Origin of the sequence: Synechococcus elongatus PCC 11801, assembly GCF_003846445.2 — a bacterium.
GTDB lineage: Bacteria > Cyanobacteriota > Cyanobacteriia > Synechococcales > Synechococcaceae > Synechococcus > Synechococcus elongatus_A.
This window is the reverse complement of the sequence record NZ_CP030139.2, coordinates 2505352-2529024: the sequence shown is the minus strand read 5'-3', so window position 1 is coordinate 2529024 and position 23673 is coordinate 2505352. Positions and strand designations below refer to the sequence as shown.

Below are 23673 nucleotides of genomic sequence, written 5' to 3'. Positions count from 1 at the left end.
CACTAACGGCGATCGTTCGCTACATCAAAGCTCAGACGCTGGTAGCAAAATCCTGCTGGAATTGAACAAGCCCGCAACAACGCAACTAACAGGTGACTTTTGGCGTAGCAGTAGCCCGTTCAGTACTCCAGCACCTCTGAAGCACGACAGGTTACAGGATTGAGTTGAGAGTCTGAGCTATGGCGAATCTGATCGCGCACCCATTCAAAACAGGCCTGAGCGATCGCAGTTATAGAAGATTGATCAGCTTGCAGTTCTGTAGCTAAAGCCTGAATTGAAGGATGATCAAAATCAATCACAGGACTGACTGATAGACACAAATCTTTCGATTCAACTACTGATATTTTTAAGGACTTCTAAATCTGCGCCAACGATTGCTTCTAAATTCTCTGTAATTTTCTCAATTGGCCAATCCCACCAAGCGATCGCCAGTAATGTTTCAATCACAGAATCTGGGAAGCGCATTTTTAAAACTTGAGCAGGATTCCCCCCAACAACCGCATAGGGCGGAACATCTTTAGTCACGACTGATCGCGCCCCAATAATCGCACCGTGACCAATCTGAACACCCGGCATAATCAGGGCTTCGTAGCCAATCCAAACATCATGACCAACCACCGTATCGCCCTTGTAGGGATAGTCACCGGGCTGCGGCATGACTCGATCCCAACTCGGCCCAAAAATTTCAAAGGGGTAGGTCGAGAAGCCTGACATTTTGTGAGCAGCGCCATTCATGATGAATTGAACGCCACGGGCGATCGCGCAAAACTTACCAATGATCAGCTTGTCACCCACAAACGGAAAGTGATAGAGAACATTACGCTCGAAGTTCTCAGAATCTTCAGGATCATCGTAATAGGTGTAGTCCCCAATGATGATGTTGGGGTTCTGAACCGTATTTTGAATAAAGCAGACTTGAGGAAAGCCAGGTAACGGATGCTTATTTTGGGCGCTCGGATAGGGCATTGATTGCAGATCAAAGAAGGACAAATTTTACGCTAGCAGCGTTGACAGAAGTCACTTGGGAGAACCTCAACAAGGCCTAAGATCTCCAAGTGAGTAATATGAATTTGAACTTGGTAAAAATCTAAGCCCGATCGCTCAACAATCTCATCTTTACTAATCGGTTGATCACTCAGAATGGCATAAACCTTTGCTTGCTCCGGTGTCAAGTCCGCGATTGCTGCTTCCGCTTCTTGACTCGGCACAGCCAAGGGAATTAGCGGCTGAGACTGTGGGTCAAGAGGCGGTAATTGTCGGAGCCAATCAAGCAAGTGCCCCGCTCCTAAAATCGGTTGTGCTCCTTGCTGAATCAAGCTCAGGCAACCCGCCGCCTTGGGATTATCCAAGCTGTTCGGCAGGATGTAGACGTCTCGACAAAATTCATTGGCTAAATGAGCCGTAATCAAAGCACCTGAGCGCCCCGGTGCTTCTGTCACTAGCAGAGCCCGACTGAGACCAGCAATGATGCGATTTCGCGCTGGAAAAGCACCGCGATCGGGCTGAGTAGCGCTGGGTTGCTCACTCAGAATTAATCCACCTTGCTCCAAAATCGCTTCGTACAGAGTGCGATTCTGCGGCGGATAGATCACATTGACGCCGGTGCCCAGCACTGCAACGGTTTTTCCCCGCGCTTCCAGACAGGCTTGGTGGGCTTCCGTATCAACTCCATAGGCCAAACCAGAAATGACAGTGTAGCCTGCTTGGGCGATCGCACCACTCAACTTGCCCGTCCAGCGGCGACCATAGGGCGACGGGTCGCGCGTGCCCACAATCCCGATCGCTACTGCATCCAGCGGCGGTTGAATCAGGTCTAAGTTGCCTCGGTAGTAGAGAACAGGCGGTGGCGTGGGAATTTCGCGCAGGAGGCGTGGATAAGCCGGATCAGTCCACAGTAAAAAGTGCGGATTTTGGCGCTGGTGCTGCTCCCAAAAAGCTTCTGGCTGCAACTGCTGCCTGAGGGTCGCGATCGCTTCGGCCAGTAACAGACCAATGCCATCGACTTCCAACAGCGCTGTTGTCGGGGCCTGCCAAGCAGCTTCAAAACTGCCAAAGTGCACCAGAAGACGCCGGAGTAAGGCTGGCCCCAGCCGTGGCACTTGCACCAAGGCAAGACAGCACAGCGCCTCAGCGTCCGGCATAGCCCGCATCGTTGCAGGGGATTCTTGAAGGCGCGATCGCTGCGATCGGGGCGGTGCAAGAGAGTCCAGCAAATCCATGACTGCGATCGCAGACAGATTGCTGTTTAGGGTGCCCGTCTACAGACCAATTGAACGACTGCGCCCATTTCTGCACCTAAGGCTTGTTGTGCGGAGCCGTTGCGTTGGGCGATTTCTAGGTAGCCATGACTCCCTGCCAGCACTAGCAAGTCACCAACCGCGACTTCACTATAGGTTCGTGCGATCGGCAGCCAGCGATCGCCCAAAGTCAGACCCGCTGCTGCCTGACCCAGCTCTGCCGGCAGGGTGGTGATCAGGTTGCCAAAGCGATCGATCGCTTGAATTTGTCCTTGCCAACCCTGAGGCGATCGTTGCGGTTGCGACTCCCCCAAGGTCTGCAAGGAGGCTGGCTCAATTAAAGGTCCTAGCTCAGTCAACGGCACACCATTGAGCAGATGAGCAGCAACCGGTGCAAAGATATCGCGACCATGAAAGGTCGGATCTGGCTGAGGCGATCGCCAGTAGTTCGTGTTAGTCAGGTTGACTGCCCGTTGCGCCGGAAAGCGGCTGAGGAGACCACTCCAGAGGCCGTTATCAGGGCCGACCAGTAGCCCGATCGCTGTTTCAATCACTACGGCGCGGCGATCGCTACCCACCCCTGGATCCACCACCGCCAAATGCACGGTTCCCGCTGGGAAGTAAGGCACTGCTTGCAATAGCTGCCAACGGCCTGCCGCCACATCCTGAGGCGGGATTGCATGGCACAAATCAACCAGAGTCGCCTCTGGACAGATCGAATAGATCACCCCTTTCATGGCCGCGACATAGCTGTCCTGCAAGCCAAAATCTGTCAGCAAGGTCAGCAAGTGACTCATTCAGGACTGTACTGACCCGCCTGCAGCCGGTCGATCGCCGCTTGGAGAGGTTCAGGGAGCTGCCGCAGGATGCGTCCCCGCTGGCGATCGACCGGAGCCAAAATCACTTGAGCGGTGGCGCAAACCTGATCAGGCGACAGGCAAATCTGACAGTCCCAGACCAGCCGCACACCTTGACTGGGGCCAGTGCGGACGCGAACTAACACCGACTCACCCAAGGCGATCGCTCGGCGGTAGCGAACCCCCAGGTCGACCACTGGCAAATCGACCCCTAAAGACACCAAGTCAGCAAAGGCTACCCCCACCGATCGCAGGCATTCAACCCGCGCTTCTTCCAACCAGGCGAGATAGGTGCCATGCCAAACAATGCCGGCATAGTCGGTGTGATGGGGTTGCACCCGTAGCGGGTAGTCAAACCAAGGCGGGGCTTCTTTTTCAAGATTTATGTCAGCAGACATGACGGCGTCTTTACGCGGTGCGAGGAATTCTCTCTCAAGAAATATTATGAGGAGGTGCAGGGGACGCAGTTAGCCTGCCCCGGCAGTCCCCGACGCAACCCTGCTCTGTGCTCTGTTGAACGACCCGAGGAGCTGTGGTTCATGATTCAAAAAATCTTGCTCGCTGATTCTGGCACTGGCAACTCTGAGGAAATGCTCAAGCAGTTGCTAGAAATTCCTGCGCTCAAGCAGGCCAGTATTTCGATCCTGCACGTGGTTCCCGGCCAAATTAGCCCCGAACAGCTGACCCAGAAATGGGAAGAAGGCGGTAAATTGCTGGCCACTGCAGTCCAGTCACTCAAGCTAGACCCCACTAAGGTCAGCACCATCCTGCGTCAAGGCGACCCCAAAACAGTCGTCTGTCAGGTAGCGGAAGAGATCAACACCGACTTGATCATCATGGGCTCGCGTGGTCTAAAGCGCCTGCAATCGATTCTGCAGAACTCCGTCAGCCAGTACGTATTCCAGTTGTCTTCAAAGCCGATGCTGCTGGTGCGCGATGACATCTACGTCAAACGGTTGAATCGAATCATGGTGGCGCTGGATAAGTCAGAAGCCGCTCAAGAGGCTCTGAAACAGGCGATCGCTCTGGCTCGTGATATCAGCGGCGGTCAACTCTTGCTCGCTCATGTCACCAGTGGGCCAGCCGCCAGCAACCCTGAGGAAGATCCCATCCTGCAAGCAGCAGCCAAAACCGCCCGTCAGCAGGGAATTGAGGTGAAGTTGTTCACAGCATCGAGCAATAAGGCCGGTGAAGCGATTTGTGCAATCGCGGCTGAAGCGAATGCCGACCTGCTGATTCTCGGATCACCCGATCGCCGTCCAACCATTGCCAAGGGCTTACCGGATCTCGATCGCCTCTTGGGCGGCTCCATTTCCGACTACGTCCGCGTCTACGCCGATTGCCCTGTGCTGTTGACCCGCACAGCCGCTTAGCTCTCAACTTTACGAAAACAAAGCCCGGCGGAAATCCGTCGGGCTTTTGAATGACTCGTGGCAAAGACTCGGTTTGAGTCCAGCCTTTATTTCGCTTCGCGGCTTGCTGTCTGGATGTACAAGACGATCAAAAAGACGCTCGGCACGAGCACAAATAGCAGACTGGCAAGGAACCCAAGCTCGTTGACTTGCATAGCGACTCAGCCTCAGTAGTAGCAGTTCCGAAAAATTTTCTTCAGCCTACCACTCTGGGCTATCATGCCCCTGAGTTTTTTGCAAAAGCCCAACGCTCTTTACGATTCAGCCGTCGCGATCGAAGGCTGATCACTATCGGGGCTGAGCTCCTCTTGAGGCGGGGCTGCTGGCGCAGTTACAGGGATCGGCTTGGCTAAATCTTGAGCAATCAGCGTCTCGCGTTGGGCCTCTTTGGGGTTGGGCTTGGTCAACACTGTCACTGGCCCATTGACAGATGCTTGGCAGGCAAGACGGTACGAATCAGGCTTGCGTTTGAGCTTACGCTCTTCAAACGACGTGCGGGGCGAGAGGTTCTCAGCACCTTGGACAATCTCGACAATGCAAGTCCCGCATTGGCCGTAGCCGCCGCAGTTCATCATCTTGCCACCGAAGGTGTAGAGGTCGACTTGGTTCTCCACAGCTTTGAAGCGGAGGTTGGCCCCATCGGCGGCAAAGACCTCTTTGTCTTCACGGATAAAGCGAATGCTCGGCATGGGGTTTTGGTCTCCTGCGAAAAGAGCAGAGGTAAATAAATATTAAAATCTGTTTCGACAATGATGGGATCTTTTGAGCTGTCTTTGGGCCTCTCTGACGGCTCCGATCGCGGCGATCGCTGTTGTAACAAGTATTTCTACTCGCTTGCTGGGCTCTCTCACACTAGATACACTTCTTCAAGTCTTAGTCACGTCGCTGGAGACCGTCGGCCCTTAGCAAGGTGCTGTCTAGCTTGTTCAAAGGCGATCGCAGCCTTCCGGTAAGCTGGATTTTGGAATCCTAGAGTCGCAGCTGAGAGCACTCTGGCTAAAAACCTTAGAGGAGGAGCGTAGTCGATGGGACTACCCTGGTACCGTGTCCACACGGTCGTCCTCAATGATCCGGGACGACTGATTGCTGTGCACTTGATGCACACTGCCCTCGTGGCAGGTTGGGCAGGTTCGATGGCTTTATACGAACTTGCCATTTTTGATCCTTCTGATGCCGTGCTGAACCCGATGTGGCGGCAAGGCATGTTCGTGTTGCCGTTCATGGCGCGTTTGGGCGTCACCCAATCTTGGGGTGGCTGGAGCATCACCGGCGAAACCGCCGTGGATCCTGGCTATTGGAGCTTTGAGGGCGTCGCGATCGCCCACATCGTTCTGTCCGGTCTGCTGTTCCTCGCAGCTGTCTGGCACTGGGTCTATTGGGACCTCGAACTCTTTACCGATCCCCGCACCGGCGAACCGGCTTTGGACTTGCCAAAAATGTTTGGCATCCACCTGTTCCTCTCCGGTCTGCTTTGCTTTGGCTTCGGTGCCTTCCACCTGTCTGGCCTCTGGGGCCCAGGGATGTGGGTCTCCGATCCTTACGGCTTAACCGGCCACGTACAACCGGTGGCTCCGGCTTGGGGTCCTGAAGGCTTCAACCCCTTCAACCCTGGCGGGATTGTGGCTCACCACATCGCAGCTGGTGTCGTTGGCATCGTTGCGGGTCTGTTCCACCTAACGGTTCGTCCGCCCGAGCGCCTCTACAAAGCGCTGCGCATGGGCAACATCGAAACCGTTCTGTCTAGCTCGCTGGCAGCAGTCTTCTTTGCTGCTTTCGTGGTGGCTGGCACCATGTGGTACGGCAACGCCGCCACTCCGGTGGAACTGTTTGGCCCAACTCGCTACCAATGGGACCAAGGCTACTTCCGTCAGGAAATTGCCCGCCGTGTTGATACGGCTGTTGCCAGCGGCGCTTCTCTTGAAGAAGCTTGGAGCGAAATTCCTGAAAAACTGGCCTTCTATGACTACGTCGGCAACAGCCCCGCTAAAGGTGGCTTGTTCCGGACCGGTCAGATGAACAAAGGTGATGGGATCGCTCAGAGCTGGCTTGGCCATGCCGTCTTCAAAGACAAAGAAGGCAATGTCTTGGATGTTCGTCGTCTGCCGAACTTCTTTGAAAACTTCCCGATTGTCTTGACCGACAGCACGGGTGCCGTTCGGGCTGATATTCCCTTCCGGAAAGCAGAAGCAAAATTCAGCTTTGAAGAAACCGGTATTACGGCTAGCTTCTACGGCGGTTCTTTGAATGGCCAAACCATCACGGATCCGGCGCAAGTGAAGAAATACGCCCGGAAAGCACAGTTGGGTGAAGCCTTCGAATTTGACACCGAAACCCTCAATTCGGACGGTGTCTTCCGCACCTCGCCGCGTGGCTGGTTCACCTTTGGTCACGCCAGCTTTGCCTTGCTCTTCTTCTTTGGCCACATCTGGCACGGTTCTCGGACACTGTTCCGGGATGTCTTTGCTGGGATTGAAGCCGACCTTGGCGAGCAAATCGAATTCGGGGCCTTCCAAAAACTGGGTGACCCGACCACTCGGAAAACAGCCGCCTAAGGTTGTGATTGGTTAGAGCGGTTTGAGTTGCGCTCAGATCGCTCCGCTTTCTTGCTCTGACTATTGGCTCACGGTCATGGAAAGTCTCGTCTACATCTTCGTTTTCGTTGTGGCACTGGGTGTGCTGTTCTTCGCGATCGCCTTCCGCGAACCGCCTCGGATCGGCAAATAACCCTCAGGAACTTGTCTACAGACCTGATGCGACTCTGAGTTTGTAGACAAGTTCATCCACCAAGACTCGTTGTTCCTTACGATCGCAGTTGTTCCTTTTGGAACTGCTTCGATTACACTATGGGGCAACGAGTCTTTGCTTTTAGGGTCGTCTCTGTTTCCGAATCAATAAATCGGAAACACCTTTCCGAAAGCTTGCGAGGAAACGAGAATGCAATGTCCAGCCTGTCGCCATACTGATAGCCGGGTCCTCGAATCGCGATCGTCTGAAAGTGGTCGCAGTGTGCGGCGGAGACGGGAATGCCTCAGTTGTGGCCATCGATTTACCACCTATGAACGGGTGGAGTTTGTGCCGATTAGCGTCATCAAGCGCAATGGCGATCGCGAATCCTTCGATCGCTCAAAATTGCTGCGTGGGATTGTCCGGGCTTGTGAAAAAACTGGCGTCTCAGCTCAGCAAATGGACTTGCTCGTTGATGAAATTGAGGGAACCCTGCAGCAACGTAGCTCCCGCGATGTCCAAAGTTCAGAAATTGGCGAGATGGTGCTGCAGCAAATTGGCAAGTTGAGCGAAGTCGCCTACATCCGGTTTGCATCGGTTTATCGTCAGTTTCGAGGGGTGCGGGATTTTGTCGAAACCCTCGATCGCCTTCAAGATCTCAATCGGAGCGAAGTGGGCGATATTCCTGCAGCGGTCACGAGCTTGACCTCGGCCTAAATTGCCAACGATGTTATTCTCCTCAGCCGAAATCCATTGACCGTCAACCCAGCAGCGAATAATCGAGTCAAATGGTGATTGGCGAATTCTTGCACTGGCAAAGTTCAAGAGATACGGTAAGATTTTGATTTGGGCAGTTGCCCGCCGGCCCAAGAGCGACTTAGGGCGTCCTGACAGCGCGATCGCCTGTCTTGTCAGCCTTTAATGTCACTCAAATTCGCAGCGGAGATCCCTTCTAGGAAGCGTTTAGCATGGTCACACAGGACATCCCAGCGGTCGATATTGGCTTTACTCTCGAAGATTTTGCCGCTCTACTCGATCAGTACGACTATCACTTCAATCCGGGTGACACTGTCGTCGGCACGGTCTTCAACCTAGAACCGCGGGGTGCCCTGATTGACATCGGTGCAAAAACGGCCGCGTTTTTGCCCGTTCAAGAAATGTCGATCAACCGGGTAGAAAGCCCGGAAGAGGTGCTCCAGCCCAGCGAAATGCGGGAGTTCTTCATCCTGAGTGATGAGAACGAAGATGGTCAGCTGACGCTGTCGATCCGCCGCATTGAGTACATGCGGGCTTGGGAACGGGTGCGCCAATTACAGACTGAAGACGCCACGGTGCGTTCGGAAGTATTTGCCACCAACCGCGGTGGTGCCCTAGTTCGGATTGAAGGTCTGCGCGGCTTCATTCCGGGTTCGCACATCAGCACCCGCAAAGCCAAAGAAGATTTGGTAGGCGAAGAACTGCCCCTGAAATTCTTGGAAGTGGACGAAGATCGCAACCGCTTGGTGCTCAGCCACCGTCGGGCGCTGGTTGAACGGAAGATGAATCGCCTCGAAGTGGGCGAAGTGGTGGTCGGTGCCGTGCGTGGCATCAAACCCTACGGTGCCTTCATCGACATTGGTGGCGTCAGCGGTCTGCTGCACATCTCCGAAATTTCACACGACCACATCGAAACGCCCCACAGCGTTTTCAATGTCAATGACGAAGTCAAAGTCATGATCATTGACTTGGATGCCGAGCGTGGCCGGATTTCGCTGTCGACTAAGCAACTGGAGCCCGAACCGGGTGACATGGTTCGCAACCCAGAAGTGGTTTACGAGAAAGCTGAAGAAATGGCTGCTCAGTACCGCGAAAAACTGAAACAGCAAGCTGAAGGGCTGGTTGTTACCGAATAGATAACAGCAAAACCGCTGCTCAAGAGAACCGGGCCAAAAGGTCCGGTTTTTTTGTGGAGCTCCCCGAGTCTGCATCTCTGATCGATCCATGCCTCTCCTTCGATTACTCGATGACCGCAGCAGCGATCGCTGGCAAATGTCAGTCCAAGCCTTACTGTTTGATAAAGACGGAACGCTGGCCAACAGTGAGGCTTTTCTGAAGCGACTCGTTTTGGCACGCTATGGCGCGATCGCGAAACGGGTGCCGACTCTCAGTCCTGACCTCTTACTGAGTTGGGGTTATCGGCAGGAACAGGTTGATCCCGCTGGCTTAATGGCGATTGGTAGCCGTCAAGAGAATTTAATTGCTGCTGCTGCCGCGATCGCTATCCAAGGATTTAGCTGGACTCAAGCCCTTAAACTTGTCACTGAAGCCTTCAGCGAAGGTGATGCAGCCTGTGAACCCAAAGCTGTCCAAACGCCGCTTCTATCCAGCATTCGTGAGTTGCTACAGCTAGCGCGATCGCTGGGCCTCAAGATTGCAGTGATCTCTGCTGACAGCGAGGCGCAGATCCAAGCCTTTTTAGATTGCTATCAGCTCAATGACTGGGTTGATTTGATTTGGGGGTGCGATCGCCAACCGAGTAAACCTGATCCAGCTACTGTTTTAACCGTGTGTCAGCAACTCAACATCGATCCCCAGTCTGCTGTTGTCATCGGGGATGCCGATAGCGATCTGCAAATGGCTGCAGGCGCTGGAGTTGCAGCGATCGCAGCGGCTTGGGGTTGGTCGCAAGCACCCAAATTTGAGCTGATCGCCCCAATCGCCACTCAAGTCGAGGACTTAGTTTTAATACCGGATTGACTTGAAGAAACCTGCGATCGCATTGCTAGGCGGTGGCGGAGAACGCGCGTCGTTGTCAGACTAGAGGGAATAGGAAAGACACCAAGGTTCAGACCACATGAATCGACCTCTGAACTGGGCTTTGGGCCTCTGGATGAGTTTTGGATGGGTGCCCGCTCAGGCATTAGAAACGGTCACCTTCTCGGCAGATGGACAAGTGCAGCAACTCACGATCGCCGATCTTGCGGTTCTGGCACAGCAAGGGCAAGCTCCCAGGGCTTTATCTCAGCTGCTCCAACAAGCCGGACTGAATAGTCAAGCCGTGCGACGCTTTTTAAATACCCCCTTGCCTTTATCCGGCAGTCAATTATCTGCACTGCTCGACCTCGGTTTTGGCGATCGCCTCGTGCAGGAGTTAAGCCGCACCTTGGGCGCAACAGCAGAGCAACTTCAGAGTCCAAATCGCATCAGTAATCGCTTGGCGCAGCTTGCTAATCAGCCGAGTATTTCGGTTGTGCAATTGCTGGAAGTCTTGCCAGCGCAAAGCCTCACGATTGAAATTCCGCGTCTGCTCAAAGTTTTGTTGCCGTTGCAAACGCAGTTTCGCAGTCTCGGTTTAGAACTCGCTGACGTGGTACCCTGCCTGAGCGATCGCAGTTGTACTAGCCGTTAGACAGCAGTGACCAACAACTGACGCAGCAGCGTTCGCAAATACTGCCGTCCTGCCTGACTTGCTTGAGGTATTTCCGAGAGCTGGCTGAGCAGCGTAATTGCGGCTACATCTTCTGCCGCTTCGAAGGCACTGAGAGGAACTAGTAGTTGTGAATCCTCGCGGCAGTCAAACACTTGCCAAGACTCAGCTTGGCTAACGGCTACCGCCAACGGACGCAGCCAAAGGCGATCGCGATCGCTGACCACATCAATCACCTCAGCCAAAAGCCAGAGCAGCGATCGCTGGCACTGAACGATTTGTCCAGCACAGAATGGCGATCGCGAGGGTTGTCCAAAGGACATTTGTTAAACTAAGACTGCTTTTCACAATCGAAACTAACTCGAAATCTGCGCTGCCGCGTTGAGAAGAAGGAAGGACTGCAGGACGAGTTAAGTCAGTCGTTGTTTGTTTTGAAAACAGAGGAGAGCTGCAATGGCCGTGGAAACCATTCAGAAGCCAGAAACCACGACCAAACGGAAAATTGCCCCGCGCTATCGGGTTTTGCTCCACAACGATGACTTCAACCCAATGGAGTATGTGGTCATGGTGCTGATGCAAACGGTGCCCAGCCTAACTCAGCCGCAAGCTGTGGACATCATGATGGAAGCCCACACCAACGGCACGGGCTTGGTGATTACCTGTGATATCGAGCCGGCAGAGTTCTACTGTGAGCAACTGAAAAGTCATGGCTTGAGCAGCAGCATTGAACCGGACGACTAAACTGCTCACGCGCGTATTTACAGCCCTACGCGATCGCCCCGTTTGGCTACGAGTGCCCGCATTTTTGGTCATCCTCGGTCTGCTATGGTTGCCATGGTTATTCCTCGGTTCGATCGCGATCGCTGATAGTAATAGCCGGTCGATCGTCACCCTGATTGGGCTGTACGTGATTTTTCTGCTGCTGTTGCCGCGCTGGGGTCAAAGCCAGCAGGATTGGCAACAACCATTCCGCCACTATGGACTGGAATGGAGTGACCGCTGGCGGCGATCGTGGCTACTGGGTTTAGGGCTGGGAATCAGCCTCGTTCTGCTGCTCTACGGTCTGCAGTGGAGCCTTGGCTGGCAACAGTGGCAGGGCTGGTCGCCCCAGTTTGGGCAGTTCTTCCTAGAAGGGCTCTTGATGGCAACAGCGATCGGGTTTGCCGAAGAGCTGTTGTTTCGCGGTTGGCTGCTTCAAGAATTACGGCGCGATTTTCCGCAGCAGAGCAGCTGGATGAGCGCACTCATTTTTGCAGCAGTCCATCGTTTTGGTCTGCAAATTCTCGGTTTAAGCCTCTTGGGACTGGCACTAGTCGCCGCCCGTCAGTGCGATCGCCAGCGCTTAGGACTACCGATGGGACTACACTCCGGCCTTGTGGCTGCCTACTACTGGATTAATGTCGGTCAGCTGATGCAACCGCGAGCGGGGCTTTGGGCGGGCTGGACAGGTTGGGAAGGTAATCCGTTGCAAAGCATCCTGGGCGTTTTTCTCCTGATGCTGCTCTGGCTGGGGCTAGTCGCTTGGCAGCGGCGCGATCGCCCCTCTCTTCACTCCTGACAAGTAGATGCGATCGCCGGTTGAGCCTGACTGAAGCGCTGCAGCCAGACCTGTAACGACGCAAAACGGCTGGGGCAGAGCGAGTAGTAAGTCCAGCGGCCTTGGGGTCGCGCCTGGATCAGACCGGCTTCCCGCAACTGACGGAGGTGAAAGGAGAGCTTGGGCTGTTTGACCTGGAGGCGATCGCAGAGGTCACAGACACACAGTTCTTGTGTAAGTAACAGCTCAATCACCTGCAAGCGCAGCGGGTCAGCCATGGCTTGCAGGGCGATCGCCGGATCGAGCAGGGATTCAGTCTGGACGTCAGTTGTCACGGGTCGCAGAATCATTAGGCTCAGCAGGTTCGGCAGGCGGCAGGGTCAGCCACAGTTCAAACGGCGTCACTCCCGCTTGCACCGCTTGCCACTGCAAGTGCAGTTGGTCAAAGGACTGCAGGCGATCTTGCAAGAGTTTGGGCAACGGCAGCAGACCCAGTTGCCGGAGTTGCGTGAGCTTGAGGATCAGACGATCGCTGGGGCCGTCGCCGGTCAGAGTAGCCGTGGGAGTATTCGCCAAGGAGGCGCGATCGCCTTGGGGCGGCAAGTTCAGACTTGTACCAGCCGCAACCGCTAGAAAACTGACATTGTTCGGGAGCCAGCCATGACGAGCAATGGGGCGACCATCCGGCAACTGCCAGAGCGTTGCTCCCGCTTGTGTAACCACCTTGAGCTGCCCTGTTTTTTGCAGGTGCTGATCGAGACGTTGCCAACTTTGCTCAGCCTGCCGACGATTGCTCGCATGGGCCAGTAGAATCAGCCCCGCCCGAAACTGTGTCTGGGTCGCCGTATCCGGGTTTTGCACCACGCCGATCGCATAACTTCCCTGACTCCAGCTCAACCAATCACGCTGTAGTTGGGTGCCGGTCAAGGACTCAAAATCTCGATCGAATTGCTGACCACTGGGGAGTTGCGCCGCGATCGGCCCACCGCTAATGGTCTGCCAGAGTTGCTCTAGGTCAACGGACTCAAACCAAAGCACCGTTTCTGCTGGAACCAGCGATCGCAACTCTTGTCGGGGGCGGCGGGTTCGCGCAGGAGGAGGTGCCTCACCATCTGGATTGGTCAGGGCTTTGCCCAGCACTTGAATCCCTTCCGGCTGGGTCGCAAAATCGGCACAAACTGCCTGGGCAACTGCCGGGAGTCCCCAAGCATCACCCGCTTGGCTACTGGCTGTTTGCAAGACTGGCCAGTCAAAATACAGTCGAAGTTCAGCGGCAGGCGCACTGTTACATAGCCGACGATAGTCAGCGGATTGGGTTAGGGTTCGTTCCCCGAGGTAGGCTGCCAGCAGCCGACGCAACGTCGCATCACTTTCGCTCAGAACAAGGTAACGATTTCGAAGCAGTAAGAGGGAATAGCGATCGCCCAATCGACCCACCAAGGATTGGCCAGAACGCTGTTCCACTCGCCACTGCTGTTGCCGTTCCAACGTTTTAAGGCGATCGAGCAAAGGTTCAGGCTGGGTCAGCTCCAAGGCGATCGCCGGTTGCAGTTGCCCTGCTCCAAGGCCAAGAATTTGAGGCTGAGATGACGGAAGCCAGATCGCAAGGCGATCGCGAGCCTGATCGATGAGCGGCTCCAGGAAATCCGGCGGCAGTGCTTTTAACCAGTCCGCTTCCGTGCTGAGCGATCGGAAGAGGCGATCGCTCTGATCAGCGCTAAACAACAAGCTAGCGGCTGTATCTTGAGGCTGCAGATCAACTAAGGAACTGCTTGAGACATCATTGAGGGTCCAAGGTCGCTGCCACCACAGCAAGCTGGCACTAACGGCCAACAAAAGACCTGCCGCAATCCCAATCACCCACCGTTCTCGGGGCGATCGCCGCCGCAAGACCCGCCACCGACGACGGAATTGTCTCCACGCAGAGGGCGACGTTTTAGCCGGCATAAGCTGCCTCCACAGCGACCGGCCGATAGAGCGTATCGCGCTGGTAGGCTGGCCGCCCCACAGAGGCGATCGCTGCCTGCAACTGCTCTACTGTTTGGGCTGTCCCACCCTGCGCGCCTGCCATGCTCGTGATGTGCTCCTCCATGAGTGTGCCGCCGAGATCATTACAGCCCCAGTCGAGGGCTTGAGTCGCTCCGGTCAGCCCTAGCTTGACCCAACTCGGTTGATGATTGGGGATCCAAGCTCCCAGGTAGAGCCGTGCTATGGCCATCACTAACAAAGCATCCGATAAATCCGGCTGATCACGCTGTACCCGCTTCCGCAGAGGCGTCGGTGCCAGCGCCCCTACAAAGGGCAAAAGAATAAATTCTGTGATTCGCGCTGGGGTCTCTTGGGCGATCGCCTGTTGTTGCAGCTGACGCAATTGTTCAAGGTGCTGGGCCTGCTGACTGGGCGTTTCGATGTGACCGCTGAGCAATGTGCTGGTGGTTGGCAAACCTACCTGGTGCGCAGTCTGTACGATCGCTTTCCAAGTAGCACTGTCTAACTTCTCAGGACAGAGAATGCGCCGCACCGAGTCATCCAAGACTTCTGCGGCTGTCCCTGGCAAGGAACCCACGCCGGCTGCCTTCAGAGCCTGCAATACCTCTCGGAAACTCAACCCATCTTCGCGGGAAATAAACTGGATTTCCTGCGGAGAGAATGCATGGAGATGGACGCAGGGAAAAGCTTGTTTAAGACTAGTAATCAACTCGACATAAAAGTCGAGCGATCGCCCATTGCGTTTAGCAGCTGGATTGAGCCCGCCTTGTAAACAAAATTCCGTGGCACCCGCCGCAACAGCAACAGCACCTTTCTCAATCAAAATTGAAGTGTCAAGCCAGAAAGCTCCTGCTTGATCAGGATCGCGACGAAAAGCACAAAAATTACAGTGCTGTTCGCAAATATTGGTGAAATTGAGATTGCGATTGATGACATAACTAACGCGATCGCCCACCTGTTGAGAACGGAGTTGGTTTGCCGTTGCTTGAATTTGGTGACGGAGTGAGCGATCGCGGACTTGGAGCAAAACCGTTGCGGCTTCTGGTTGTAAAGGCTCACCATCCAAGACCGATGCCAAGATGGCGGCAACCATTGCCGAATCAGTCACAGGGCAACTCTCAAGCGTTCGCAGAACGACGGCGATTTCCCGCGATCACAGGAGCCATCGGGGGATTCAACTCAAAAATGGTCCAGGCAATATCGCTGGGGTTAGGACTCACCGACTCCGAAAAAGCCGCTGCTGCCTGAGGGGTATCGAACGGTCCATAGAGCTTGCTGCCTGGTTTGCCGTTCCAGCGGACTTGCAACACAAAGTTCACTGGTTTTGACCTCCTTCGCGCTAGCTTCAGTCTGACAGCCGTTTCCCAGCAAAGCTGTGTCGAATATCACGGTCACAGCCCTTCAAGCTTTATTTGGGATCGGCACCCCCAGAGTAGCGATTGTTCGCTAAAACGGGGGGCCGTGCAGAAAAGCTTCAAGATTCTAGGGCTGAGTTAAAGCAATGTTGAGGAGAGGAATTTTCTCCTCAACATGCTTGCGATCGCAGGCTACATCATGCCCATACCGCCCATCCCCGGCATGCCCATGCCACCCATACCGCCCATGTCACCACCGGCAGGCATCGCTGGCTCTGGTTCGGGTTGATCGACAACCAACACTTCGGTCGTCAGGATCAACGAGGCGACGGATGCGGCATCTTGCAATGCCGAGCGCACCACTTTGGCGGGATCGATGATGCCGCTGGCAATCAAGTCTTCGTAAGTCCCGGTTAGCGCGTTGTAACCGGTGTTGAAGTCGCTAGAGCGCACTTTCTCGACCACCACTGAACCTTCGGCACCGGCATTATCAGCGATTTGACGCAGGGGTGCTTCGAGGGCACGTGCCACGATATCGACGCCGATTTTTTCCTCAGCAACGGTGAGCGAATCCCGCAGGCTGCTCAGGCCGTCAGCAAGGTGCAGCAGGGTCGTACCACCACCCGGCACGATGCCTTCTTCGATCGCAGCCCGAGTGGCATTGAGGGCGTCTTCGATCCGCAGTTTGCGGTTCTTCAGCTCGGTTTCAGTCGGGGCACCGACCTTGATCACGGCTACGCCGCCCGCCAGTTTTGCGATCCGCTCTTGCAGTTTTTCGCGATCGTAGTCGGAGTCAGTTTCTTCCAGACTGCGACGGATTTGAGCAATACGAGCTGCCACATCAGCCTTGTTCTCATCACCCGCCACAATGATCGTGGTGTCTTTGCTGATCGTAATTTTTTGGGCTTTACCTAGGACACTGCTGTTGGCATCCGCCAAGCTGAGGCCGACTTCCTCGGAAATGACTTGACCGCTGGTCAGCACCGCAATGTCTTGCAGAATCGCTTTGCGGCGATCGCCAAAGGCTGGGGCTTTGACTGCAACAGTGTTCAACACGCCCCGCGCTTTGTTGACGACGAGGGTCGCTAGCGCTTCACCTTCAATGTCTTCAGCAATGATCAGCAGCGGCCGACTGGAGCGGGCGGCATCTTCCAGCACCGGCACCAAGTCTTGAATCGAGGAAATTTTCTTGTCAGTCAGCAAGATCAGCGGATTGTCGTACTCCACAACCTGCCGGTCCTGGTCGGTGACGAAGTAAGGCGACAGGTAACCGCGATCGAACTGCATCCCTTCAACTACTTCCAACTCGGTAGCGAGGGATTTCGATTCTTCAACGGTGATCACGCCGTCTTTCGTGACCTTCGCCACGGCATCCGCGATCATTTGGCCGACTTCATCGTCGTTGCCAGCGGACACTGCCGCAACCGATTTAATGGCCGCTTCATCAGAAACAGGCTGGGCTTTGGCAGCGATCGCTTCAACTAAGTGAGCAACGGCTTTTTCAATGCCGCGTCGCAGCGAAATCGGGTTAGCTCCCGCCGTCACGTTTTTCAGGCCTTCCCGCACGATCGCTTGCGCGAGCACCGTCGCAGTCGTGGTGCCGTCGCCCGCAATCTCTTTCGTTTTAGAGGCGACTTCTTGCACCAGACGAGCACCCGCATTCTCGTGGGGATCTTCTAGCTCAATCTCTTTGGCAATACTGACGCCGTCGTTGATGATTTCCGGTGCACCGAATTTTTTCTCCAGCAGGACGTTCCGTCCGCGGGGGCCAAGGGTCACCTTGACGGCATCTGCCAGGGCATTCACCCCCCGTTCAAGAGCTTGGCGCGATTCTTCGTTAAACAGGATCAGCTTGGCCATAGGAAATCGTGGACAGCAGAATGGGTGGAGGAAAGGCGAGCGATCGCCCGCCCTTCACTGTCGCACGGTGCCCGGCAAGGCTGAAGTAGGGATTACCGAAGCACGATTTAGGCCATCACCAAGCCGCCGTCGATGTTGATCACTTGGCCGGTGATGTAGGCTGCTGCAGGATCCGCGGCGAGGAAGCGCACCACACCTGCGACTTCTGTCGCTTCGCCATAGCGACCCAAGGGAATGACTTCCAGTAGTTTCTCGGCCGCTAGTTCGCTCGTCATATCGGTGGCAATGAAACCGGGTGCGACAGCGTTAACCGTGATGCCGCGGCTCGCCAATTCTTTCGCCACTGTTTTAGTGAGGCCAATCACACCCGCTTTCGCCGCACTGTAGTTCGCCTGACCGGGGTTACCCATTTCACCGACAACAGAGGCAATGTTGACGATCCGGCCCGATCGCTGTTTGAGCATGATTTTGGCGGCTGCCCGACTGCAGAGGAACACCCCGCCGAGGTTGAGATCCAGCACCAATTGCCAGTCGTCGCGTTTCATCCGCAGCAGCAACGTGTCGCGGGTAATCCCGGCGTTGTTGACCAGCACATCTAGCCGTCCCCAACGCTCGATCACCGCCGCGAAGAGAGCTTCCACTTCTGACTCTTGCGACACATCGGCTTTGACTGCAAAAGCTTCGCCCCCTGCCGCCGCGATCGCTGCCACGACTTCGTCGGCAGCACCCGCAGAACTAGCGTAGTTAACCGCCACCTTCGCCCCCGCTGCTGCCAATTCCAAGGCGATCGCCCGACCAATGCCCCGAGAGGCTCCCGTCACAAGGGCAACGCGATCGGTCAGGGGTAGGGCAGTCATGATGTTGCGCTCCAGTGGGCATTGGCAGGGTTGATTTTACGATCCCAGCGGAACCCACTAGGCCAATAACTGCTCAAGTGCTTGGAGTTGCTGACGAGTTCCTAGGCAGAGCAACAAATCGCCCAGCTCCAGATAGGTTTCGCCAGTGGGCCCCGCAATCAAGGTGCCATCGGTGCGCCGAATTGCCAGAATCAGTGCCCCCGATCGCCCCCGCAGGTCGGCATCCCGTAGCGTACGCCCCAAAAAACGCGATCGCGGTTGCTCAAGCAAAAACTCATCAATGTAGACCGAGCGCTCACTGGCAGAAGTCAGATCATCAATGAAATCGATCGCTTGTGGACGGCGAGCCGCTGCGGCCATCCGCCGACCTCCAGTGATGTAAGGCGACACTACTGCATCTGCCCCACCGCGCCGCAGCTTTTGCACAGCTTCAGCGGAACTTGCCCTAGCGATCGTTCGCAGCTCTGAATTCAGGGTCTTAGCCGACAGGATCGCGTATAGGTTGTCCGCATCAGACGGCATGGCCGCCACCAAGCAGCGCGCCCGCTCAATTCCCGCTTTGATCAACACTTCATCGAGCGTGGCATCACCCACAAATGCCTGAAATCCAGCCGCGATCGCTGTGTCAATCGCAGCCTCATCATTGTCTAAAACGACAAACGGCAGCGCTTCTGCGTTGAACTCACGGGCAATTTCTTGGCCAGTCCGACCAAAGCCGCAAATGATGTAGTGATTGTGCAAGCGATTGAGTAAGTGTCGTAGTCGGCGATCGCGCAGCGTTTCTTGGAAGTATCCCTCGGCCAAGGCTTCGGTTGCAGTCTTGATCACATAGCCAATCAAAATCAACCCTGCCAAGATCAGCAGGATCGTAAATAGCCGGCCCTTGGGACTGAGGGGATTCACTTCCCCAAATCCCACCGTAGCCAGCGTTGTGATCGTCATGTACAGAGCATCTAGCCCTGTCCAGCCCTCAATCAGCTGGTAGCCCAAGGTGCCGACAACAATCAGCAGGAGCAACGCCCAGAAGCTGTAGACCAGATTACGACGATGGTTGAGGCTGCGCCGCGATCGCTGTGGCTCCATGCTGCCTCGCTCAATCCGAGCGGTGGAGGAAGATCACTAGCGACCAAAGAGGCGATCGATAATTTCCTGAGGTGGAATCGTCGCCACGTCAGCACCCTGTGCCTTGATACCGATGAACCGATTGTCCGCTGGTAGCAGCTTCGCCGGTTCAAACGGGCCAAAGAGCGCGATCGTCCGTGTCCCACTGGCCACGGCCAAGTGCATGGGAGCGCTGTCCGTACAGAGCATCAGATCAGCCCCTGCAATGATCGCGGCGAGCTTACCGATATCTGGCGGCTGAACCACTAGGAAGTCGAGGTTGGATTTGCTCAGCTCCGCCACAAACTCTGCATCATCAGGCCCTTGCACCACCACAAACGGGAGATTCGGCCGCTGCTCGCGAATCGCCCGCAACACGATCGCCCACTTTTCAACGGGATAGACCTTCTGTAAGCCCTTGAGCTTGGCCAGCGTGCTCGAGCCACCGTGCAGGACGAGATAGCCTTGACCCGCTAGACCCAGCCGTTGCTGTTCTGCGATCGCCCAGTCCAGATCCTGCCGCGCCAGCGTCAGCTTGGGATTCGGGCAGGGGGTGTTGATGCCAAAACCTTTCAGAAGATCGTGGTAAAGCGCCCCTGCGTACTGATTGGCGTTGAGCGGAATCGCATCAGTCAGGAAAATTTTGCCACCGCCAGCGTAACCGACCCGTTTGGGGATGCCGGTCAGCCAGAGGAACAGGCCCACCAGCGATCGCTGTCCCAGTGAGAGCACTGCCTCATACTCCCGCTCACGAATCGAGCCGAGCAAGTTGCCCCAGTCGGCCAAGCTGTTACGGTCTTTGAAATCAAATGGAAAGACCTGGTCTACCTCGGCGCAGACCCGATAAGCACCCACGGCGCGAGGCTCAACAACAACATCGATCTGAGCCTGCGGATAGTACTTTTTAAGATCGGCGACCGTCGGGAAAAAGAGAATCTGGTCACCGATACCGCCCGGAACCAGGGCCAAAATGCGCATGGGAATCGGGGTAAGCTGAAGTCCGATCTATTCTATGGGACGCTTGCACCCGCCTTGCTAGGGCTTGCAACGGAACAATAACCTTGCATCTGCTGATTCCTGCCGCTGGTTCGGGTCGTCGCTTTGGCGCCGATCGCAATAAATTACTCCTGCCGCTACTAGGGCAGCCAGTTTTGGCTTGGACGCTGCAGGCTGCCGATCGCGCTCAGTCAATCGCTTGGATTGGTCTGATTGGCCAGCCCCGCGATCGCGAAGACATTGAAGCCTTGGTGAATGATCTGCACCTTTCAACACCAGTTGTTTGGATTGAAGGCGGTCGCGAACGACAAGAATCAGTCTTCAATGGCCTGCAGGCTTTACCAACCGACGCTAAGCAAGTCCTGATCCACGACGGTGCCCGTTGTTTGGCAACGCCTGATCTCTTCGATCGCTGCAGCACTGCATTGCAGACTTGTGATGCGTTTGTCGCCGCTGTCCCCGTCAAAGACACGATCAAACAGGTCGCTGCTGATGGCACGATCGCCGCAACTCCCGATCGCTCGACGTTGTGGGCAGCTCAAACACCCCAAGGCTTTGCTGTCGAGCCTTTAGTACGTTGCCATCGACAAGGGTTAGAGCAACAGATCACGGTGACTGATGATGCGGCTCTGTTCGAAGCTTTTGGCCTGCCCGTTCACATTGTTGAAGGCGAAGAAATCAATCTCAAAGTCACCACACCAGCGGATCTTGCGATCGCAGAATTGATCCTGAAACAACGACAGTTAACCACTGAGATCGCTTAAGGATTAGTGAACAGAAAGAACTTCTTGTATAGGCTCTTTAGACAGTTCTAAAGCATCAGATACAGAGTCTTGAACGATTTGATGATTACTGGAAAAATTCAGTTTTTCTTGCGTCCCTAGTAGCCGATCCCAAAGCGTAAAGTACAGACCATAGTGCAGACGATAGCGCTGATGATGCACGACATGATGCTGCGGCCCAATCAGCCACTGACCTAGCCAGCGACAAACTTTGGAATCCGGAAAGAGTGCAAACCCTAAGTGATTAAAAACTGACCAAATCGTCATCGTCACGAGTACCGCCAACAACGTACCAACATGCACAGGCAGAATCAATAGAATTGCCACAATGAGCAACGCTTGTACGATCGCCTCTGGGAGATCAAATGCAAAAGACGTCCAAGGTGTTGGGCTTTGAGAGCGATGATGACCTTGATGGAATCTGCGAAAGAATCGAGGGTGATGAAAAAGTCGATGACAGAAATAAAAGCCCGTATCTTGCAAAATCAGCATCAGGAAAAAGCTGAAGATGAGATAAGGAATTCCATACTGGCTCACATCGCTATAGAGGAGGGTCCATTCAAAGACTGGTGAAGCCACCATCAAGGTGGCCACGATTGCAAAGATGAAAGCAGACAACATTGATAATTGAATATCTGATTGAATTGACTGCTGCCAACTTGGCCATCGCTGGATGCGCAACCGTGTCAACTGCTTAGCTAAGCGGTGATAGAAAAGCCAATAAAGCCCCCCTGCCACCAGGAAGTAGCGACTTAAAATAATGCCAAAGAGCGTGAGGCCAGTAGCAATGAAAGAGTGATGCAGCAGATCCACAAAGCCTCAAACAAGATGAGAGTCATGCTCTTGGTATAACGATTGCAAGAGCAAAAAAGTATAAAGACAAGTCAATAATTGTAGACACGATACAGGAGTACTTGGCCCAATAAAAAAGGCTTAGACTCATTCGCCCAAGCCTTTCTCTATACAAGTATCTTCAACGATTCGGTTGAGATACTAGATTGAAATATCAGTCAATGACTGAATGATGAAGCTCGTTGCTTAGTAGCTACGGTAGCCACCGCCGCCACCCCGACGACCACCACCGCCGCCAAAGGAGCCGCCACCACTGCGCTCTTCACGGGGCTTCGCTTTGTTAACGCGGAGGCCACGGCCCATCCACTCAGCACCATCAAGTGCTTCGATTGCAGCATCTTCTTCTGCATCAGCGCTCATTTCGACAAAGCCGAAACCACGCATGCGGCCGGTTTCACGATCGATGGGCAGTTGAACCCGTTTCACTGATCCGTACTCTGTAAACACAGCTGTCAGATCAGCTTCCGTAACCTCATAGGAAAGGTTACCAACGTAAATAGACATGGAGTTGTCTCCGAACAAGAGAGATTGAGAGTGAAATTTCGGAGAGAACTATGCCCACGAAAGACTTGAAAGACTCGTCAGGATTAGAAACACTACAGCCGATATTTATCCTCTAGGCATCAGACTAGCACCCCTAGCGCCTCTCGTGTGCACTTGCAGTACGGCAAGGATTGAAAGTTGCAATGGTTCAACCGTTGGCAAAGGCGTAGCAACACAGCAGAGTTGAGAGCAACCACCTTTGGCGCCTGCTTCAGCAACTAGTTTTTGCATGAATTGAAATTTAGATGGGCACTACTGGATTCGAACCAGTGACTTACTGCTTGTAAGGCAGCCACTCTACCGCTGAGTTAAGCGCCCGAGACCGTATTTGAAGATACCACAGCCCCGTCTAGTGCTCAAACACGCTGCCAAACTGAGCCAGATCTAAGGCTGCAAAGGTGGGAAGACAGGCAAAGCAATCTTGGGCTAACTGCCAGCGGCCCTCACGCTGCAGCATCGTCGTCAGAATCTTCTGAGCTGCTAAGAGATAGCGCACGTCATTGCAGGCATAGCGGAGTTGCTCAGCAGAGAGCGCTGCGGCATTGCCCCAATCAGAGCTCTGCGCTGTTTTATCCAGTTCAACCCCAAGCAGCTCCTGCAGCAAGCTCTTCAGTCCATGCTGCGAACTGTACGTCCGCGCCAGTTTGCTGGCGATCTTGGTGCAAAAGATTGGTTGCACCGCAATCCCGAGGCCGTGTTTGAGCGCAGTGATATCAAAACGGGCAAAGTGGAAGACCTTAGTGATCTGCGACTCTTCACAGAGAGCTTTCAGGTTCGGGGCTGCAGTCTGCCCTTGGGCGATGCGAACACAGGCAGTAATTCCAGTAGCATCACAGAGTTGGACAAGGCAGAGGCGATCGCGGTGGAAATTTAGCCCCATTGCCTCGGTATCAATGGCAATCGCACTGGACTGCCGATATTGCGCCAACAACTCATCTGTTAAGTCTTCTTCACAAAGGTAGAAGTCTTGAGAAGGACTAGACATAGAGATAACTTTTCCTGGAGCAGGCGAGTCGGGTAGGCCAGACAATGAGCAGGCTGTTTCCATCTAACGGGAAGAGTGGATCTTTTCTCAATCCCCGCAGAGAATAAATAAAGGCAGCCCCGTTCGTCGGAAGATTCTCTGACCTCTGCAGAGATGGCTATGGCAATGTCCGGACCAACT

Annotated in this window: 29 protein-coding genes and 1 tRNA gene; 10 read left to right on the top strand and 20 right to left on the bottom strand. The window is 54.6% G+C overall.

From position 1 onward, the window contains the following. Nucleotides 1-119: 119 nt before the first annotated feature. The 5 genes from DOP62_RS12660 to DOP62_RS12640 all read right to left on the bottom strand — a co-directional run bounded on the left by DOP62_RS12660 (nt 120) and on the right by DOP62_RS12640 (nt 3492). Entirely contained in the window at nt 120-299 is a 180-nt protein-coding gene (locus DOP62_RS12660; RefSeq protein ID WP_261789876.1) for a hypothetical protein, read from the bottom strand. A gap of 31 nt (nt 300-330) precedes the next feature. Then, a complete protein-coding gene (locus DOP62_RS12655; RefSeq protein ID WP_208674330.1) occupies nt 331-966 on the bottom strand; it encodes a Vat family streptogramin A O-acetyltransferase in 636 nt (211 codons plus the stop codon). Between the two features lie 32 nt (nt 967-998). Next, the gene (gene dprA, locus DOP62_RS12650; RefSeq protein WP_370538908.1) at nt 999-2141 is read right to left on the bottom strand and encodes a DNA-processing protein DprA; all 1143 of its coding nucleotides are present in this window, start codon (nt 2139-2141) and stop codon (nt 999-1001) included. Between the two features lie 104 nt (nt 2142-2245). Continuing rightward, nucleotides 2246-3034, bottom strand: a complete 789-nt coding sequence (locus tag DOP62_RS12645; RefSeq protein ID WP_208674332.1) for an SAM hydrolase/SAM-dependent halogenase family protein — start codon at nt 3032-3034, stop codon at nt 2246-2248. Continuing rightward, the gene (locus tag DOP62_RS12640) at nt 3031-3492 is read right to left on the bottom strand and encodes an acyl-CoA thioesterase (protein ID WP_370538809.1); all 462 of its coding nucleotides are present in this window, start codon (nt 3490-3492) and stop codon (nt 3031-3033) included. Before DOP62_RS12640 ends, DOP62_RS12645 begins: the two co-directional genes overlap by 4 nt. 141 nt (nt 3493-3633) lie before the next feature. On the opposite strand from DOP62_RS12640, the gene DOP62_RS12635 reads away from it, so the two are divergent. Next, the gene (locus DOP62_RS12635; RefSeq protein WP_208674334.1) at nt 3634-4467 is read left to right on the top strand and encodes a universal stress protein; all 834 of its coding nucleotides are present in this window, start codon (nt 3634-3636) and stop codon (nt 4465-4467) included. An 86-nt stretch (nt 4468-4553) separates the two neighbouring features. Here DOP62_RS12635 and psbM read toward each other — a convergent pair whose 3' ends face one another. After that, the gene (gene psbM, locus DOP62_RS12630; protein WP_011243143.1) at nt 4554-4661 is read right to left on the bottom strand and encodes a photosystem II reaction center protein PsbM; all 108 of its coding nucleotides are present in this window, start codon (nt 4659-4661) and stop codon (nt 4554-4556) included. 99 nt (nt 4662-4760) lie between these two features. Then, the gene (locus DOP62_RS12625; RefSeq protein ID WP_208674336.1) at nt 4761-5195 is read right to left on the bottom strand and encodes a 2Fe-2S iron-sulfur cluster-binding protein; all 435 of its coding nucleotides are present in this window, start codon (nt 5193-5195) and stop codon (nt 4761-4763) included. Between the two features lie 336 nt (nt 5196-5531). On the opposite strand from DOP62_RS12625, the gene psbB reads away from it, so the two are divergent. The 6 genes from psbB (at nt 5532) to DOP62_RS12595 (ending at nt 10618) form a co-directional block, all read left to right on the top strand. Beyond that, nucleotides 5532-7058: a photosystem II chlorophyll-binding protein CP47 gene (gene psbB, locus DOP62_RS12620; RefSeq protein WP_208674338.1), complete on the top strand. Its 1527-nt coding sequence runs from the start codon at nt 5532-5534 to the stop codon at nt 7056-7058. Between the two features lie 76 nt (nt 7059-7134). Further along, nucleotides 7135-7230: a photosystem II reaction center protein T gene (locus tag DOP62_RS12615; protein ID WP_011243146.1), complete on the top strand. Its 96-nt coding sequence runs from the start codon at nt 7135-7137 to the stop codon at nt 7228-7230. 210 nt (nt 7231-7440) lie between these two features. Beyond that, nucleotides 7441-7947 carry a transcriptional regulator NrdR gene (gene nrdR / locus DOP62_RS12610; protein WP_208674340.1) on the top strand — a complete coding sequence of 169 codons (507 nt, stop codon included), beginning with the start codon at nt 7441-7443 and terminating at the stop codon, nt 7945-7947. Between the two features lie 251 nt (nt 7948-8198). Further along, nucleotides 8199-9122 carry a 30S ribosomal protein S1 gene (locus DOP62_RS12605; protein ID WP_208674343.1) on the top strand — a complete coding sequence of 308 codons (924 nt, stop codon included), beginning with the start codon at nt 8199-8201 and terminating at the stop codon, nt 9120-9122. An 88-nt stretch (nt 9123-9210) separates the two neighbouring features. Beyond that, complete coding sequence (locus tag DOP62_RS12600) at nt 9211-9966, top strand: HAD family hydrolase (RefSeq protein WP_208674344.1); 756 nt, start codon at nt 9211-9213, stop codon at nt 9964-9966. 133 nt (nt 9967-10099) lie between these two features. Then, the gene (locus DOP62_RS12595; RefSeq protein WP_261789878.1) at nt 10100-10618 is read left to right on the top strand and encodes an alpha/beta hydrolase; all 519 of its coding nucleotides are present in this window, start codon (nt 10100-10102) and stop codon (nt 10616-10618) included. On the opposite strand, the gene DOP62_RS12590 is transcribed toward DOP62_RS12595, so the two are convergent. Further along, entirely contained in the window at nt 10615-10959 is a 345-nt protein-coding gene (locus DOP62_RS12590) for a hypothetical protein (RefSeq protein WP_208674348.1), read from the bottom strand. The genes DOP62_RS12595 and DOP62_RS12590 overlap by 4 nt on opposite strands. Before the next feature lie 130 nt (nt 10960-11089). Here DOP62_RS12590 and clpS point away from each other — a divergent pair, with 130 nt between their 5' ends. Together clpS and DOP62_RS12580 are read left to right on the top strand one after the other, a co-directional pair. Further along, complete coding sequence (gene clpS / locus DOP62_RS12585; RefSeq protein WP_011377684.1) at nt 11090-11377, top strand: ATP-dependent Clp protease adapter ClpS; 288 nt, start codon at nt 11090-11092, stop codon at nt 11375-11377. Beyond that, complete coding sequence (locus DOP62_RS12580) at nt 11361-12194, top strand: CPBP family glutamic-type intramembrane protease (RefSeq protein WP_208674350.1); 834 nt, start codon at nt 11361-11363, stop codon at nt 12192-12194. Before clpS ends, DOP62_RS12580 begins: the two co-directional genes overlap by 17 nt. Here the strand turns inward: DOP62_RS12580 and DOP62_RS12575 are convergent. From DOP62_RS12575 to DOP62_RS12540, 8 genes are all read right to left on the bottom strand, one after another. Continuing rightward, on the bottom strand, nt 12185-12508 hold the full coding sequence (locus DOP62_RS12575; RefSeq protein ID WP_370538808.1) for an ArsR/SmtB family transcription factor: 324 nt from the start codon (nt 12506-12508) through the stop codon (nt 12185-12187). The genes DOP62_RS12580 and DOP62_RS12575 overlap by 10 nt on opposite strands. After that, complete coding sequence (locus tag DOP62_RS12570) at nt 12498-14120, bottom strand: DUF3352 domain-containing protein (protein WP_208674354.1); 1623 nt, start codon at nt 14118-14120, stop codon at nt 12498-12500. Before DOP62_RS12570 ends, DOP62_RS12575 begins: the two co-directional genes overlap by 11 nt. Beyond that, the gene (gene cofH / locus DOP62_RS12565; protein ID WP_208674356.1) at nt 14110-15270 is read right to left on the bottom strand and encodes a 7,8-didemethyl-8-hydroxy-5-deazariboflavin synthase subunit CofH; all 1161 of its coding nucleotides are present in this window, start codon (nt 15268-15270) and stop codon (nt 14110-14112) included. Before cofH ends, DOP62_RS12570 begins: the two co-directional genes overlap by 11 nt. Nucleotides 15271-15280: 10 nt before the next feature. Then, nucleotides 15281-15481 carry a hypothetical protein gene (locus DOP62_RS12560; RefSeq protein ID WP_208674358.1) on the bottom strand — a complete coding sequence of 67 codons (201 nt, stop codon included), beginning with the start codon at nt 15479-15481 and terminating at the stop codon, nt 15281-15283. A 228-nt stretch (nt 15482-15709) separates the two neighbouring features. Beyond that, entirely contained in the window at nt 15710-17377 is a 1668-nt protein-coding gene (gene groL / locus DOP62_RS12555; protein ID WP_208674360.1) for a chaperonin GroEL, read from the bottom strand. A gap of 107 nt (nt 17378-17484) precedes the next feature. Further along, on the bottom strand, nt 17485-18234 hold the full coding sequence (gene fabG / locus DOP62_RS12550; protein WP_208674361.1) for a 3-oxoacyl-[acyl-carrier-protein] reductase: 750 nt from the start codon (nt 18232-18234) through the stop codon (nt 17485-17487). A 57-nt stretch (nt 18235-18291) separates the two neighbouring features. Next, nucleotides 18292-19317 carry a potassium channel family protein gene (locus tag DOP62_RS12545; RefSeq protein WP_208674362.1) on the bottom strand — a complete coding sequence of 342 codons (1026 nt, stop codon included), beginning with the start codon at nt 19315-19317 and terminating at the stop codon, nt 18292-18294. Nucleotides 19318-19353: 36 nt separating this feature from the next. Then, nucleotides 19354-20313, bottom strand: a complete 960-nt coding sequence (locus DOP62_RS12540) for a glycosyltransferase family 9 protein (protein WP_208674364.1) — start codon at nt 20311-20313, stop codon at nt 19354-19356. Nucleotides 20314-20396: 83 nt separating this feature from the next. Here DOP62_RS12540 and ispD point away from each other — a divergent pair, with 83 nt between their 5' ends. Continuing rightward, nucleotides 20397-21095 carry a 2-C-methyl-D-erythritol 4-phosphate cytidylyltransferase gene (gene ispD / locus DOP62_RS12535; protein WP_208674366.1) on the top strand — a complete coding sequence of 233 codons (699 nt, stop codon included), beginning with the start codon at nt 20397-20399 and terminating at the stop codon, nt 21093-21095. A gap of 3 nt (nt 21096-21098) precedes the next feature. Here the strand turns inward: ispD and DOP62_RS12530 are convergent, their stop codons facing one another. The 4 genes from DOP62_RS12530 to DOP62_RS12515 all read right to left on the bottom strand — a co-directional run bounded on the left by DOP62_RS12530 (nt 21099) and on the right by DOP62_RS12515 (nt 23493). Continuing rightward, entirely contained in the window at nt 21099-21926 is an 828-nt protein-coding gene (locus tag DOP62_RS12530; RefSeq protein ID WP_261789880.1) for a sterol desaturase family protein, read from the bottom strand. Nucleotides 21927-22151: 225 nt separating this feature from the next. Continuing rightward, the gene (locus tag DOP62_RS12525) at nt 22152-22469 is read right to left on the bottom strand and encodes an RNA recognition motif domain-containing protein (protein ID WP_208674368.1); all 318 of its coding nucleotides are present in this window, start codon (nt 22467-22469) and stop codon (nt 22152-22154) included. A 285-nt stretch (nt 22470-22754) separates the two neighbouring features. Continuing rightward, nucleotides 22755-22826 (bottom strand) — tRNA-Val (locus tag DOP62_RS12520). Between the two features lie 31 nt (nt 22827-22857). Beyond that, on the bottom strand, nt 22858-23493 hold the full coding sequence (locus DOP62_RS12515; protein ID WP_208674370.1) for a ribonuclease D: 636 nt from the start codon (nt 23491-23493) through the stop codon (nt 22858-22860). Between the last annotated feature and the right edge of the window lie 180 nt (nt 23494-23673).

Bases quoted from the DNA above. Each gene is read 5' to 3' on its own strand.
- groL (WP_208674360.1), bottom strand. From the start codon at position 17,377: ATGGCCAAGCTGATCCTGTTTAACGAAGAATCGCGCCAAGCTCTTGAA.
- DOP62_RS12595 (WP_261789878.1), top strand. From the start codon at position 10,100: ATGAGTTTTGGATGGGTGCCCGCTCAGGCATTAGAAACGGTCACCTTC.
- clpS (WP_011377684.1), top strand. From the start codon at position 11,090: ATGGCCGTGGAAACCATTCAGAAGCCAGAAACCACGACCAAACGGAAA.
- DOP62_RS12540 (WP_208674364.1), bottom strand. From the start codon at position 20,313: ATGCGCATTTTGGCCCTGGTTCCGGGCGGTATCGGTGACCAGATTCTC.
- nrdR (WP_208674340.1), top strand. From the start codon at position 7,441: ATGCAATGTCCAGCCTGTCGCCATACTGATAGCCGGGTCCTCGAATCG.
- fabG (WP_208674361.1), bottom strand. From the start codon at position 18,234: ATGACTGCCCTACCCCTGACCGATCGCGTTGCCCTTGTGACGGGAGCC.
- DOP62_RS12600 (WP_208674344.1), top strand. From the start codon at position 9,211: ATGCCTCTCCTTCGATTACTCGATGACCGCAGCAGCGATCGCTGGCAA.
- DOP62_RS12605 (WP_208674343.1), top strand. From the start codon at position 8,199: ATGGTCACACAGGACATCCCAGCGGTCGATATTGGCTTTACTCTCGAA.
- DOP62_RS12515 (WP_208674370.1), bottom strand. From the start codon at position 23,493: ATGTCTAGTCCTTCTCAAGACTTCTACCTTTGTGAAGAAGACTTAACA.
- DOP62_RS12635 (WP_208674334.1), top strand. From the start codon at position 3,634: ATGATTCAAAAAATCTTGCTCGCTGATTCTGGCACTGGCAACTCTGAG.
- dprA (WP_370538908.1), bottom strand. From the start codon at position 2,141: ATGCCGGACGCTGAGGCGCTGTGCTGTCTTGCCTTGGTGCAAGTGCCA.
- DOP62_RS12570 (WP_208674354.1), bottom strand. From the start codon at position 14,120: ATGCCGGCTAAAACGTCGCCCTCTGCGTGGAGACAATTCCGTCGTCGG.
- DOP62_RS12545 (WP_208674362.1), bottom strand. From the start codon at position 19,317: ATGGAGCCACAGCGATCGCGGCGCAGCCTCAACCATCGTCGTAATCTG.
- DOP62_RS12645 (WP_208674332.1), bottom strand. From the start codon at position 3,034: ATGAGTCACTTGCTGACCTTGCTGACAGATTTTGGCTTGCAGGACAGC.
- DOP62_RS12590 (WP_208674348.1), bottom strand. From the start codon at position 10,959: ATGTCCTTTGGACAACCCTCGCGATCGCCATTCTGTGCTGGACAAATC.
- DOP62_RS12625 (WP_208674336.1), bottom strand. From the start codon at position 5,195: ATGCCGAGCATTCGCTTTATCCGTGAAGACAAAGAGGTCTTTGCCGCC.
- DOP62_RS12655 (WP_208674330.1), bottom strand. From the start codon at position 966: ATGCCCTATCCGAGCGCCCAAAATAAGCATCCGTTACCTGGCTTTCCT.
- DOP62_RS12615 (WP_011243146.1), top strand. From the start codon at position 7,135: ATGGAAAGTCTCGTCTACATCTTCGTTTTCGTTGTGGCACTGGGTGTG.
- DOP62_RS12640 (WP_370538809.1), bottom strand. From the start codon at position 3,492: ATGTCTGCTGACATAAATCTTGAAAAAGAAGCCCCGCCTTGGTTTGAC.
- psbM (WP_011243143.1), bottom strand. From the start codon at position 4,661: ATGCAAGTCAACGAGCTTGGGTTCCTTGCCAGTCTGCTATTTGTGCTC.
- DOP62_RS12525 (WP_208674368.1), bottom strand. From the start codon at position 22,469: ATGTCTATTTACGTTGGTAACCTTTCCTATGAGGTTACGGAAGCTGAT.
- psbB (WP_208674338.1), top strand. From the start codon at position 5,532: ATGGGACTACCCTGGTACCGTGTCCACACGGTCGTCCTCAATGATCCG.